Raw genomic sequence first — 14,040 nt, forward strand, 5'->3', positions numbered from 1 at the left:
TTCTCCCCTCCTTACAAGACCTTTTCAAATTCTATGTATGCAATAAGAGCTGAAAATAACCAGGCTGCGAGATTGATAGAGATGATCATTAATAGAAGGATTTTTGGATTTTTATCGGATAATAATTTAAGAGCTTTATATTGAAGGGCCATGCCCCATATCTTGAAAACTGTTATCGAGGCCAGAAAATAAACAAAAAACGGATGGATCGAAAGATATTGCGCGATAACTCCCAATGAAAAAGGCGAGGAAAATTGATCGAGACCAAACGTAATTTGGAAAGGAATCAATATTAATTTTTCAACTAACAAAATAAGCAGGACGAGCATTTGGACAACAATCAGCTTTTTATATTCGGTATCGGTGAGTGTCCAAAAAAACAAGGAAGGGACAAATAAAACCAAAGCTGCATAAAATAGGCCCCAAATGATCTGACCGACAGCAAAGAGTGCCTTATGCGCTTCGAATTCGCTAATTGGCAGCTGTGTTATTTCTTTCGATAAAATTTCCGTTCCTATGCCTGTATATGTACTGATCCCGAAAATCAACATGCTTGCCAGCACTAATAGAACTGCACGGTTCCACAATCCTGTCACCCGCTCCGCCTCAGTCAATTGGTAGAAAAATCGGGCTGGATCCCGCAAGCCTTTGATAAGCTTATTTTGAAAAAACATGACAGGTCCTCCAAATAGGTATTCTGCTATCATTTTAACCTAAAAGCTAAATAATGGTAAATGTAAATGGTCTCATATCTATCAATTAATTCCACTTAAAATGGAGAATTCAGATATGATTATTTATGAATTCTTTTATAAACAAGCTTTTAACCATTGAAATTTAATTTTTCTCCTATATTAAAACTTTCAATTGAATGAATTTTATATAGCATTCTTTAAGTGAAAAACGAACAGTTACTTAAAGTTAAGCGTTCGTTTCCTACGGCATACTCCTGATATCTAGACAACTTCATTCGTTTTTCGGTTTAGCTTGTTATATTGTGTAATTGACTTAATTGTTAGTTCTTTGTTTCGTTATTCGCTCTTCCTCTCCTAAACCCCTGCTTTTTTAGGTATAATAAAAGAATATGACTTTTTTTATTTGGACTGCTACAACGGGAGGTTCTTTTCATGACTGTAGTTCCTGATTACTATATAGAGCTGCTCCAGTTTGGAGCGGCAAAAATGAACGATTTGCTGATCGCCGGGGATGAAAGAGACGACAAGCTCGTCCAAAAAGGGTTTATGCTTTACCGGCAAGGACTGGTTTCTAAACTGAAGATGGACCAGGAGATTGCGCATGCCTCTGTTCAGGATGTAACGCCGGCTCGGGTCAACCTCGACCTGAGCTTTCCGGAGCTGAGTGAATGCTCTTGCCCCGGTGAAGGGATTTGCCGCCATCAGCTCGCGGTTTTTTTCCAGGCCTATTCCCATGTCGGGAGTGTCGCCGAATGGATTGAAGAGTGGCGCCAGCCAGTGAAGGATAAGAAGGCTGCGGCAACTTGGGGCATGCAGCGGGCCAAGGATTTATTAAAATCAACCGGCAGCTTAAAACCTGATTATGATAAGTGGGTCAACGCTTTTACGGAAAGCTTTAATTCGATTATGACGGGAAACGGCGAACCGAAGCCTTATGTATTTAAAGAGCTTTTTGAAGTTTATGTGCGGCGGCTCAGAGCCGGTGCCCCGGTTGAAGCAGAATGGCGGACCCTTTATGAACTTGTTGGAGCCTTGCATGCTTTTAGCAATGTATCAAGGATTAGTAAAGATTTTGGCCATACAGAAGAAATGATTAACCGCTATTACAGACATGTCTCCCATTTCTTAATAGAAGAAATCGAGGATGCGGTCAATAAATTGTCGATTCATTCTTTGCCGTTTGCATTTGATGCTTTTGTGTCGAGGCTAAAAGACGACTCGATCCTGCTCCTCGAAGATGAAAATGAATCCGCCTTTTGGTATGAAGGGATTTATTTATACCGGTTCCTGTGGACAAATTTTTTCAAGCGCGGCGGTTGGCGCGAGCAGGAAACGGCCAAGCTTGAGAAGCTTAGCAAAATAAACGGTTCGATTTCATTGAGTATCGGGCTTGCTCATCAATATGTGCTTACAAGTAAAGATGAAGCTGCTCTCGACATTTTGAATTCTCTTGGCATGGAAGCAGCCCCTTATTACCTTGTTTGGCTCGAAATGCTCACCGGCCAAAAAGCGTGGAAAAGGATGGTTCCTTATACCGAACTTTTTATCCAATACTTAAGGGAATATGTCCGATCGCTAAGGGAGTATCGTGTCAGCCGCGAATTTACTGAACTGTCGCTTCGGGCAATTATGCGATTTTGCACAGAGAACGGGCGCACGGATCTTTATGAACGGGCCCTGTTGTATACTCTGCCATACAGTTATATGGAATATGAACAATTCTTATTTGAACACGGCCTTTATGAAAAATGGGGTGAGCTCATCTCTTATATCGGCTTCGACATCGGCTTGGTTTCAAATGAGCGTATAAAGTCGATCCAGAAGGAGAGCCCGTCGGTCCTCCTTCCCCTTTACCATCAATCGATTCAAAAGAATATTGATATGAAAAGCAGGGGCAATTACCAGGAGGCGGTCCGCTATTTGAAAAAACTGCGGACGATTTATAAAAAAATCGGCCTGGTCAGCGAGTGGGAAGAATTTATGGAAGAGTTGCTCTTCAGGACTAAACGGCTGCGCGCCTTTCATGAAGAATGTAAAAGGAGTAAACTGATCCATGCTTAAAACGAGGTATTTAAAAATAAATGTTCAGACTATCAATGACAACCGTTATTTAATAACGGCTGAGGATGAAGCGGAGGAGCTGCTCGACCCGGGCAAATGGAAGAGCCTCTTGTTCCACCGCCATGAAGAAAGCTATTTCGGAACCGTTCTTGATATAGAAAGGCATCAAGGCATTTTGGGTATTGCCGTGAACGGTTGGCAGCTGGCAACCTTGTTTGCAAAGGAACAATTCAACCGGTTAATCGAGTGGGACTGGAATGAAACGGCTGAACTCTGCATTGCGGCTGCCCCCGCCGTTCATGAGGCGATCGTCGAAAAGGACTGGATCCCCGATTTTGCTGCATGGGAACAGGAGAGCTTTCAGTGGGCGCTACCCGAGCGTGTTTACAAAGAATTTGATCCGTCCTTCTGGGAGCATTCAGAGCCGGTTCCTGTCCGCCCGTTCATTCATGAGTGGTTTGCCCGCTCCCTTGATGCGTATCTGAGCCGGAACCGGGGTATGAAAGAGCTTTTCGAAAAAAAATTGGAGATTTTGAAAAGCAACCAGATCGATGCCAGGCAGCTTGCCGAGTTTTTTGATGAAGATAGATGGGCGGAGTGGATCGGGATTAAAGAAGATACTGCGCCATTTACAATCGGACTGCGGCTGCAAGAGCCTGAGGAAGTGGATGATGAATGGAGTTTGGGTGCTTTTCTTCGCGATAAAAATAATCCGGACACGATTGTTGACGTCGATGACCGTTCAGCCTATCCGCACAAATGGAAGCTTCACGCAGAAAAAATTGATCGTGAACTCGAGCGGTTCGCCCTGCTTGTTCCGTCATTAAATAAACGTGATCGCTTCCGAAACACCTTAAGCGAAGAAGAAGCCTGGTTTTTCCTGACGGAAACGAGTGAGCTCCTGCTCGCTCTTGGCGTTGAAATTTTGCTTCCAGCCTGGTGGCACGCAATGCAGGCCGCCAATTTAAAAATAAAAGCTCGTTTAAAAGGGACAGGAAGCCATCGCCCTTCATTTGTCGGCTTGTCTGCGATAGTTGACTATGACTGGCGCTTTTCGATGAATGGTGTTGACCTTTCCGAGGAGGAGTTCAGCAAGCTTGTTGCCGAAAAGAGACGGCTTGTCTATATTCGCGGCCGTTGGATCAAGCTTGATCCGCAGTTCATCCGCCAGATCCAGGACTTAATGAAAAAGGCGGAAAAAGAAGGCCTTCACGTCCGTGACCTGTTGGAGCAGCAGCTTGCAACGGATGAGGATGAAGCAGGGACAGATCTTGAGAATCCAAAAGCGTTTGCCCGCATTCAAATTGAACTGAACCGGCAATGGAAACAAATGATCAAACAGCTTTCGGAAATAAAAGAGATTCCTGCTGAACCGGTCCCTGAGGCTTTCAACGGGGAACTGCGCCCTTACCAGGTGCTCGGGATGAGCTGGCTCCTCTTTTTGCGAAAATACGGATTTGGGGCCGTTCTCGCCGATGACATGGGGCTCGGAAAAACAGTCCAGCTGATTTCCTATTTGTTAACCGTAAAAGCTCAGGAAAATTCAGGGGCTGCATTGATCGTCTGTCCTACCTCCGTGCTCGGCAACTGGCAAAAAGAGCTTGAGAAGTTCTCGCCCGGCCTCAATGTGTACCTTCACTATGGTCCAAACCGTTTAAAGGGTGACGCATTCAAGGAAAAATCAGCTGAGGCTGACGTCGTGCTGACATCGTATGGGCTTATCAATCTCGATCTTGAGGATTTTGAATCGTTATCGTGGAGTTCGATTTCGATTGATGAAGCACAAAACATTAAAAACGCCCAGACGAAGCAATCGCGGGCCGTCCGCAAGCTAAAGGGGCTCCACCATATTGCGTTAACGGGGACACCGATGGAAAACCGCCTGTCCGAGCTGTGGTCGATCTTTGATTTTACAAACCATGGCTATCTCGGCAACCTTGGCCAATTCCAAAAGCGCTTTGTCATCCCGATCGAAAAGGACGACAAGCAGGAGAAGGTTAAAGAATTACAAAGGATGATCAGGCCATTTTTATTGCGGCGAACAAAAAAGGATGAAGAGGTTGCCCTTAATTTGCCGGATAAACTCGAGCAAAAGGAATATTGCCCGCTCACAGCGGAACAGGCATCTTTGTATGAGCAGCTCATCCGCGATACCTTTGCCGAGATCGAACAGCTATCGGGCCTTGCACGAAAAGGTTTAATCCTGCAAATGCTCAGCCGCTTAAAGCAGCTTTGCAATCACCCGGCCCTCTATTTAAAAGAACAGAAGCCGCAACTGCTGCTTGAACGCTCCGTGAAGCTAGAGAAATTGGCTGAGCTCGTCGAAGCTGTTCTTGAACAGAAGGAAAGCTGTTTAATTTTTACCCAATATATTGAGATGGGTGAAATAATCCGTACATTGCTGGAGAAAAAATATAACTTGAAGATTCCTTTTCTAAATGGGAGCGTTCCGAAGAACCAGCGAGACGACATGATCCAGCGTTTTCAAGAGCACGAATTCCCCGTCTTCCTGTTGTCCTTGAAGGCAGGAGGAACCGGCCTGAATTTGACGGCCGCCAACCACGTGATCCATTACGATCGCTGGTGGAATCCGGCCGTTGAAAACCAGGCAACCGACCGTGCCTACCGGATCGGACAAAAGCGTTTCGTCCACGTCCACAAACTGATCAGCACCGGAACGCTTGAAGAAAAAATCGATGCAATGCTCGAAAAAAAGCAGACGCTCAACGACCAGGTGATCCAAAGCGAAAGCTGGATTACCGAGATGTCCACTGATGACCTCCGCGAGCTGGTGCATCTGACGTAAAGATGGATTGCTATTACGCTAGTAGTGTCAGCGGGACCATAAAAAGGGTTACCGAGGCTTCTTATTGAAGCAGAAATGGCTAAATTTGGCCTAAAAGTCGATTCCAAAACGATATTGCAAATGTAGCGGTCCTATCTGCAGCAAAAATCTTTACTGCAGTTCATTAGCCGAGAGATGATTTAAGCGAAAAATAGTGTCATTTAAGCGAAACACGCTTCGATTCAAGCGAAAACAATGTTTATTTAAGCGAAACGGTAAAATGCGATACCTAACTGGTACAGGTGGTACATTGAACTGGACATCGAAAAATGTTATAAATTCCTGCAACGCGACAAAAAAACGGCTGCCAAGACGTGACCTGACAGCCGTTTTTGTTATTTTTTATCGCTTACGCAGTCTTCGTTCCGGTGTTTTTTCCGTTTACCAACGCTTTGGAGCTTTTTGGCCTTTTTTGAGCTTATACAGTTCAACTTTTTTAACCGTTTTATTGCCGGCCAGATCGACTGCTTCAAATTCAAAAACGTTTTCACCTTCGACGAGCTCAAGCTCTATATTCCTGAACGTTTTTTCGAAGCTGCGCATCTCGTATGGTTCTTTAAACTCCTGGTAGAAAATTTCGCTTCCATTCAAGGAGAAGCGGATTTCATCAAAGTTATCCTTAACGGTTACATCGACTTTCGGATTTCTTTCATTATACTTAATAAACCTGTTTGACGGCACTCCTTTTACGGTAACGCCCGGTGCTGTCGCATCTACGAGGACAGAACGCTTAAAGACCGTTGTATTGTTGGCATTGTCAATTGCCTTCACTTCAAAGGTTTGGAAGCCATCCTTTAAATTAAGCGTAGTATTAAAATCGTATTGTTTTTTAGCTTCATTGTACGTTACTTCAACATGCTGCCCGGCAATAGTGAATTCCTTTAAGCCTGACTGTTCAACAATTCGGCCCGTGAAGTTGATGTTGTTTGTATTATAGATCGCTAATGCAGCCGGATTCTCAAGGTATACCTCTGGATTGGTCTTGTCACTGCTTTCACCGGCAACCGTCACTGTTGCAGCATTTTGGTTACCGGCATTATCAACTGCAACGACCGTTAAGACTGTTCCTGACTCTACAGTTTCAGGAATTGCAAACTTCGTTGTGTCAGCGCTTAGCGGCTCTGTTAAAATTGATTTTTCACCGGCAAGGATATCCAAATACGAAACTCCTGCTCCGCCTTGATTGTCTGCCGCTTCGATCGCTACAGCTGTGTTGCCATCAGTTAATTCTGCTTTCACGCTTGGCTTTGCCGTATCGATTTTGACAGGAATTTTCACACTTTGCCATTCTGCATTTGCAAAATCGACGACTGAGCGGATTTCATAGAAATACTGGCCGTCTTTCGCAAGGCGGTTATTGATTTTTCCATCCCAACCCCGGTTCGCATCAAGCGTATAATTGGCACCGCGGCCGCCATCATAGTAATGCTTGGTGATGCTTCGCTCAGTCCGCAATGTTCTTAGTGTCTTGCCTTTTTCATCGACGATTGCAAACTTAACTTCATTCGCGTTTCTTAGGAACGAAAGAACCGGAATGATTTGTTCCTGTGAATTATCACCGTTTGGTGAAATGGCAATCGTGTCAGAGCGGAATTTGTCTGTGACCGGATCATAACCAAGGTAGTTATAGTTTGTACCACTTTTAGTTACGGCCCCGCTCATTCCGTAGAATGACTTTTCATCATATTTCATGCCATCGAGAACAGGAGCTTTGTCCCAGTCTCCTTTAAAGCCTACATAAGGAACAGTTAGCTCTGCATTTGTGTCTGTCGGATCCGTTAATGTCACGTATCCTTCGACAAAGTATCCGTTCGGGAATACTTCATTTATCGCAACCGGTGTGTCCCAATTGCCGGTTTTTGATGGATCAACCACTTTTGCGTTGCTGACGTCGACTTGGACTTTGAAAGTCACTGATTTGTTTGCCGGCACAGTTATGACCGTATTGTCTGCCCCGTTTACTTTAACAGAGGCATCCAGTATCTTTTGTGCTTCAAGTGCATTCGGACTCCAGCCCAATTCACCGTAAGCGGCAAAGTCCGTTTGCAGATTGGCTGCCACATTATAATCGACAGCGCTGTCGCTGTAGTTTTGTGCTTTTAGCGTGAATTCGAATTGATCGCCCACCTCTTTTAGGGCAACCTTCGCTTCATTTGTCTTTGCCTCCGTTACAATAACAGGAGTTTGCAAGGCAGAATGGAGCTGCATAATTCCAGCACCTTGGCGGCGTGGGGAGTATGGAAGTTCCCAGCCGAACGCAGCGTTGACAGTTCCCTGATCGGTGACTTGCTGTGCTGTATTCATCATTAGATTTTTGGCGACATTGACGCGGTCAAATCCGGTTACGCCGAATTCATTGTCTACTCTTTCAAGAACTAACGCAGCACCCCCGGAAACATGTGGAGCAGCCATTGACGTTCCACTCATCATTCCGTACTGGTTGTTTTCCAAAGTAGAGTAAATTTGCCCACCTGGAGCCGTAATTTCCGGTTTGAAATCAAGGTTTGGCGTTAAGCCCCATGATGTGAAATCACTCATTTTTCCGGCAGCAGGATTGGTTGCTTTTGTTTTTTCGCCGGTAAAGGAAACCGTTACCGCTTCACCAGCGGCAATCGCAGCCTGGAGCTTATCGCCATCATTTTTCAGCATAAATAGCTGCGGAATTTTTATGGCAGCATCTGTGGCCATGCTCACATAGCCATCGGCATTATTGTATATAATCACACCTAATGCTCCACCATTTTGCGCGTTAATTGCTTTTTCCACAAATGTAATGCTGCCCCGCTTAATCAGCGCGTACTTTCCGGCAACATTGGCCGCAGCCACTTCTTCCGGTGTTCCAAGACCGGCATAGGCAAGTTCAAACGTCTTTTGTGGTACATCGTTTGGATGGACACTGCTTGCTGATAGGAAAGCAGCTTTTCCAGTCTCGTTTCCAAATGCATAAGTGGCTGCATCCAAATCCATAAATTGATTTTCTATCGATGCAACCTGTAAGGAATCATAGGAAACCCCTGGTGATCCGGATACACCGATATCAGGATTTTCGGTGAACGGATTTGCGAATCCATTTCCAAAGTGAGCGGAGTTTCCTGCTGAAATCGACATTAAGATTCCGTTGTCAACCGCGCGCTTAATCGCTTTCTGCTCCGCATCCTCAGGTCTGACAAAACCTGCTGTTGAACCAAGGCTCATGTTAAGAACGTCAGCGCCTAAAACGATCGCATCATCGATTGCTTTAACGTAAATGTCGCCCCAGGTGGATGGCATATTCGGGTCGTTTCCAAATACCTTTAACGCGAGCAGCTGCGCTTCTGGCGCAACCCCTTTAATGCCGCCATTTTCCTCGTCACCGTTTGCACCAACCGTACCACCTACGTGCATACCGTGCATCGATGCACCAGGAGCAATATCCTGGATGACGTGGTTTTGATCCATATAGTTATAGCCGTATGGAACTTTTTCCGTATAATATCTTCCAATGAGGCCATTTTCATTTTTGAACTTATTGACTTCCTCACTTGTTAGATCCTGTTCAGTAGTGTCAGAAAGAACCATGTCTTTATGGGATGGATCAAGACCAGTATCAATGACGCCGACCACCATGCCCTCCCCTTTAAATCCGTAGTCTCTCCATGCATCCTGGGCCTGGACAAGTTCTTTGCTGTAAAGCATTTCCGGCTTTTCTTGCGGGCGTGTATACTCATGAACGATATGTACTTCCGATACTTCCGGTATTTCTCTGACCGTTTCGATATCCCCGTACATGACATCCGCACTAAATCCATTTACAATCGTCGTAAAACTTTCATGCTCAACGAGTTTTACTTTCGATTGTTTGGCGCGGTCTTTCACTTTTTTATGTTCGGATAATTTTTCAGCTTTCAATTGCTTTTTTGTTGCTTGCGCAAGTTCTTTTACACGTTTCCCTTGCTTTTGTGCGTACAGAACGGTCGGCTCGGATTTCATTTCTACGATAACCCTGACGATGTCTGTGCTCTTGTACTGCTTTTCAAGTTCTTCACTCTTAATTTGCTGAACCGTTCTCTTGTTTTCCTCTCCCTTTGTGCTCTTTGCCTTCTCAGGAACAGCTGCCCCTGAAGCCGCACTAGAAAAAGCGAGAAGTAGAATTAATAAGACCGGTAAAATCCGCTTGACCTTCATGCTTTACCCCCTTCACAATTTTCAGAATTTTAGAGATAAATAAAAGGTAACATATCCTTTTTTTTGAAGTTAGGTACAAAAGTAATGTTTATAGATTGCTAGATATAGGTAAAAACAACCATTTTATGAGAATAGAAGATAGATTTGGGATGGGGGGAACTCTGAATCTTGGTTGGTGATTATATTTGTGGGTTGCGCTGACATTGTATATTCAGCGACGGATTGTTTGGATCGGTTCGTTTCGCGGATATATCGGGTGTTTCGCGGATATATTATGTTTTTCGCGGATATATCATGTGTTTTCGCGGATATATTGTGTCTTTCCGCGGATATATCGGCTGTTTTCGCGGATATAATTTTTCTAGTGAATACACTATTTAATTTTCACTGATATCAAGGTTCCTGTGTGGATCATTTTGTTGTGTTTGTCGTGATTTAGGCTTGTACAAGAGATATTGCGGTCTCAGCACGAGTAGATAGTAACTGTTACCGCAAATTTCTATGACTTTTCAAGCAAAATCAGCTTCTTTTTTGCAAAAAAGAAATTTAATTTGATTAACTAGTGGTAGTAATGGTAGAAATTATATAATGTAATCTATACAAAGTTTTAAATGACAAAGGGGATTAATATGACAAACACACCGAATAGCAAACCTTGTTCTGAATCAAGGGTATTCCAGACAAACAGAGTGATGCCTCCAGATACGAATAACCATCAAACATTATTTGGCGGCAAGTTGATGGCTTCTATAGATGTAGTCGCGTCTATTTCGGCCGCTAAACATTGCAGATCAGAATGTGTAACAGCTTCGATGGATTCTGTTGATTTCTTGCATCCAATTCGGCCAACCGATGCGGTCCATTTGGAATCGTTCGTTACTTATACAGGCAGCAGTTCCATGGAAATTTTCGTGAAAGTAATCGCTGAACACTTGATCAACGGGGAATCAATTGTCGCAGCTACCAGCTTTCTCACATTTGTTTCTTTAGATGAAAAAGGGAAACCAAAACGAGTGCCACAGGTATATCCCGAGACCGAAGAAGAAAAATACTTGTTCAATTCCGCGGAAGACCGGATGAAACAGAGGAAAGCACGAAGGAAATTAAGCGTTTATCTTGCTGAGCAGATTGAGAAGTATTAAGTTTTAGTACAAGGTTGATTTGCAAAAACTAATAAGCCGGAACATTGCGATAGCTAATTGAAACAAAATTATATTTAAAAATTAGTTCTAAAGTTTCGTTTACTGTTTCAGAGTTTAAGTCTCTTATATCAAGGATTATCCTAGCTACAAATTTATGTATGATTTATTCTTATAATATACATTAATACATAGTGCAAGACATATGCATTATTTTCTCTTTAAACTTATAATATACAAATAATTTTGAAATTTAAACAGAGCTTGTTATTTTTAAAAATATAAAGCAAGTTGTGAAGTTTTCATATCTAATCTTTAAAACAAAAAAATCCGGCAAAAAGCACCGGATCTAAAAACGAGGCAGTATTTCGAAGAGTTGTATTGGTTCTTTATTTTGAAGGTTTTTGGAAAGGAAGTTAGGAGAAAAAATTTAGAAGAGATTTTTGTGGTTACTGAGATGTGGTTATTCTTTTTCGAATCTTGCTATTTCGGGGTAACTTTACTTTTTCTGCGTTGAAAATAAAAGTGTAGACGCTGGGAATTCGGTTTGTTCTTTGCTGATTCCGTTACATACATTTCCAGTTGGTTTACGCGTTTCGCCAGATCATCGACTCGTCCGTTTGTTTTCCCGAGCATTGTGATTAAGCTTTCAAGCAGCTTTTCGAGTCTGTCGGCAGATTCTCCTGAATTACACAAACGGCAAAGCCTCCTTTTCATCGTGGCTTATCGGGTCATCAGCGGGCTTTGCGCTCAGGAACCGGACATTTTCAGCAACCACTTCTGTGACATACACTTTTTTGCCTTCCTGATTTTCATAATTTCTCGTTTGGATTCTTCCTGTTATTCCGACAACAGATCCTCTGCGGCAATATTGGGCTGTATTTTCTGCAACCTTTTTCCAGAGCGTACAGGCAACAAAATCTGCACCAATTTCGCCCTGTTGATTGCGATAGTTGCGGTTTACAGCTAATATGACGTTGGTAACCGGGGTGCCCTCGGGTGTATACCGAAGCTCCGGGTCTTTCGTCAACCTGCCAACGAGGGTAACTTGATTAATCATGGCTCATCTCCTTCCTAAGTGGTAGTTCTATAGTAGCAGGTTGCTTTTGTTAAAGTAAAAAGGGGAAAATCCGATTTTTAATTAAAAAAAGATGCGAAAACTCGGTTTTCTATAGGGGAAAAGAAATTTTCCGCAGAAAGTTTTCCTTCGTTATGGAAAAACTGTGGTTTCGACAATTATTTTTCGACACGGGATGCAAATTCGCATTCAAACGATCGTATGTTATAATTTTGGCAAAAGATAACGGGAGGAAAAAATGAAAACTTTTAAATTAATCTCGTTGCAGATCGTTGATGGAACTGACTTAATCGATGTTGAATTGGATGACGGCTTGATTATTAATAAGGAAGATGAAAAAAATACATGGCTGCTCGAGGCTTATACAGATAAATCATACTACGAGTTCTTCCAAAAGCTTGCTGATGAAAATAAAGAACTGCTTGTCCAGGTCGTGATTACCAAAAAGGAAAATGAACCGGTTGCCTTTGAAACGACTGTCCATTCCGTCAGACAGCTAGAAACCAAGATGAGTGTCCTTCTCCAGGGAACATTAAAAAGAACAAAAAAAGACTATGCCGAATTGCTGCTTGGCACTCTTTTACAGAGTGGGCTCGCTGGTGATGAGCTATTGCACGAGTTTAAGGAAAAAATGCAGAACAGGCCAAAAATTCCTGCTTCCAAAAAGCTATAAGATGATGGTGATGCGGTAGCAGGTAGGACTTTTTAGAAACTTTGTGCGCGAAACGGGCCATTAATTAAGCGAAACCCCGAAACTGCGTCAATCTAAAAAGGACAGGCCGGCGTGCCTGTCCGCGTTGCTATTCGTTTTCGTCGTCGTTCAGGCCGTCTTCTGTTAAGATGCCCTCATCTTCGACTTCGACGTCGCCATTGTCATTATCACCGGCTGGATCCTCCACATTTACATCATCTTCTGGAGGCGGCTCTTGGTCATCTCCACATCCGGCAAGAAACATCGCGGATAACAGTGAACCCCCGATTAATAGTAAAAGCTTTTTCTTCATCAGTAAAAGCCCCTTTCCTATGGTAATTGTTCATTTTGACCGCGTATACTGGTCTCAACTTATATTGCCCAAAATGCGTAGATACTTGCATCGGAAAGGTGAAATTTTACCTTGAAACAGCTGTAATGTGGAAGCCTTTAAAAAAGCTTGCTTTGAAATCATCAGGCCATACTGTTCATATTGGCATAACATGATTTGAAAAAACATCGGTTTAAACATTAGTTGCTTTCGTTGTTATTCTGTTTTATCCCCGAGTGCAAACATTATTTCTGTTTCGCAAACGAGCTCGCCGTCGACCGTTGCTATTCCTTTTCCTTTGCCAATCGGGCCGCGCACGCGCGTCATTTCGACTTCTAAACGGAGCTGGTCACCGGGTTTGACTTGCCTTTTAAAGCGGCAGTTATCAATGCCTGTAAAAAAAGCGAGTCGGCCGCGGTTCTCCTCTTTTTTCAACATTGCAACCGCACCGACCTGGGCAAGTGCTTCAACAATTAACACGCCTGGCATTACTGGATAGTCTGGAAAATGTCCGTTAAAAAATTCTTCGTTAGCTGAAACATTTTTAATGCCGATCGCCTTCTGGCCTTCTTCAATTTCCAAAATTTTATCTACCAATAAAAATGGATAGCGATGTGGAATAATCTCTTTGATCTCGGTAATATTAAGCATAATTATGACCTCCTCATAATATTAGGTATTATTTCTTTATTGTACTAAAAAAGGGCATAAAAAGGGAAGGGTTTGATCCCTTCCACTTAATTTTATTCACCATTGATTAAATCGGCGATGTGGGTCCAAGTCGATTCTTTAAAGACATCGGTTGCTTTACCGTTGCCGATCACGCCATAGCCAATCATAGCGCCAGCCACTAGGCATACAAAGATAAGTAAGATTACAACTATAACCCGAAGCCAGATCGGAATAAGCCGGGTGCGAACGCGTTCGTTTGTGTTCCGTGCTTTTTCCTGCTGCTTTTTTTTATCCTTTTTTACTTGCTCGCGATTCTGAGCTGGTTCCTGGTTATTTTTGTTTAAAGACATTTGAAAATTCCCCT

General features: G+C 43.2%; 11 protein-coding genes. 4 read left to right on the top strand and 7 right to left on the bottom strand.

Features of this window, described 5'->3' with window-relative positions:
- Positions 1 to 11: 11 nt before the first annotated feature.
- Positions 12 to 674: a hypothetical protein gene (locus CVD23_RS08620; RefSeq protein ID WP_101665766.1), complete on the bottom strand. Its 663-nt coding sequence runs from the start codon at positions 672 to 674 to the stop codon at positions 12 to 14.
- Between the two features lie 453 nt (positions 675 to 1,127).
- Here CVD23_RS08620 and CVD23_RS08625 point away from each other — a divergent pair, with 453 nt between their 5' ends.
- Entirely contained in the window at positions 1,128 to 2,756 is a 1,629-nt protein-coding gene (locus tag CVD23_RS08625) for an SWIM zinc finger family protein (protein ID WP_101665767.1), read from the top strand.
- The gene (locus tag CVD23_RS08630) at positions 2,749 to 5,562 is read left to right on the top strand and encodes a DEAD/DEAH box helicase (protein ID WP_101665768.1); all 2,814 of its coding nucleotides are present in this window, start codon (positions 2,749 to 2,751) and stop codon (positions 5,560 to 5,562) included. Before CVD23_RS08625 ends, CVD23_RS08630 begins: the two co-directional genes overlap by 8 nt.
- 420 nt (positions 5,563 to 5,982) lie before the next feature.
- Here the strand turns inward: CVD23_RS08630 and CVD23_RS08635 are convergent, their stop codons facing one another.
- On the bottom strand, positions 5,983 to 9,765 hold the full coding sequence (locus CVD23_RS08635) for a S8 family serine peptidase (protein ID WP_101665769.1): 3,783 nt from the start codon (positions 9,763 to 9,765) through the stop codon (positions 5,983 to 5,985).
- A gap of 629 nt (positions 9,766 to 10,394) precedes the next feature.
- On the opposite strand from CVD23_RS08635, the gene CVD23_RS08640 reads away from it, so the two are divergent.
- Positions 10,395 to 10,907, top strand: a complete 513-nt coding sequence (locus tag CVD23_RS08640) for an acyl-CoA thioesterase (RefSeq protein ID WP_101576023.1) — start codon at positions 10,395 to 10,397, stop codon at positions 10,905 to 10,907.
- 480 nt (positions 10,908 to 11,387) lie between these two features.
- On the opposite strand, the gene CVD23_RS08645 is transcribed toward CVD23_RS08640, so the two are convergent.
- Together CVD23_RS08645 and ssb are read right to left on the bottom strand one after the other, a co-directional pair.
- Positions 11,388 to 11,600 carry a hypothetical protein gene (locus CVD23_RS08645; protein ID WP_257988210.1) on the bottom strand — a complete coding sequence of 71 codons (213 nt, stop codon included), beginning with the start codon at positions 11,598 to 11,600 and terminating at the stop codon, positions 11,388 to 11,390.
- Positions 11,593 to 11,964, bottom strand: coding sequence for a single-stranded DNA-binding protein (ssb, locus tag CVD23_RS08650; protein ID WP_101576024.1), 372 nt, complete (start codon positions 11,962 to 11,964; stop codon positions 11,593 to 11,595). The genes CVD23_RS08645 and ssb overlap by 8 nt, the downstream gene beginning before the upstream one ends.
- Before the next feature lie 256 nt (positions 11,965 to 12,220).
- Here ssb and CVD23_RS08655 point away from each other — a divergent pair, with 256 nt between their 5' ends.
- Entirely contained in the window at positions 12,221 to 12,655 is a 435-nt protein-coding gene (locus CVD23_RS08655; protein ID WP_101576025.1) for a YwpF-like family protein, read from the top strand.
- Positions 12,656 to 12,782: 127 nt separating this feature from the next.
- Here the strand turns inward: CVD23_RS08655 and CVD23_RS08660 are convergent, their stop codons facing one another.
- The 3 genes from CVD23_RS08660 to CVD23_RS08670 all read right to left on the bottom strand — a co-directional run bounded on the left by CVD23_RS08660 (position 12,783) and on the right by CVD23_RS08670 (position 14,026).
- Positions 12,783 to 12,986: a hypothetical protein gene (locus CVD23_RS08660; RefSeq protein WP_101665771.1), complete on the bottom strand. Its 204-nt coding sequence runs from the start codon at positions 12,984 to 12,986 to the stop codon at positions 12,783 to 12,785.
- 234 nt (positions 12,987 to 13,220) lie between these two features.
- A complete protein-coding gene (gene fabZ / locus CVD23_RS08665) occupies positions 13,221 to 13,655 on the bottom strand; it encodes a 3-hydroxyacyl-ACP dehydratase FabZ (protein WP_101576027.1) in 435 nt (144 codons plus the stop codon).
- 92 nt (positions 13,656 to 13,747) lie between these two features.
- Positions 13,748 to 14,026: a DNA-directed RNA polymerase subunit beta gene (locus tag CVD23_RS08670; protein ID WP_101576028.1), complete on the bottom strand. Its 279-nt coding sequence runs from the start codon at positions 14,024 to 14,026 to the stop codon at positions 13,748 to 13,750.
- Positions 14,027 to 14,040: the final 14 nt, after the last annotated feature.

The sequence above is a fragment of the Bacillus sp. V33-4 genome, assembly GCF_002860225.1.
In the GTDB taxonomy this organism is placed as follows: domain Bacteria; phylum Bacillota; class Bacilli; order Bacillales; family Cytobacillaceae; genus Bacillus_BJ; species Bacillus_BJ canaveralius.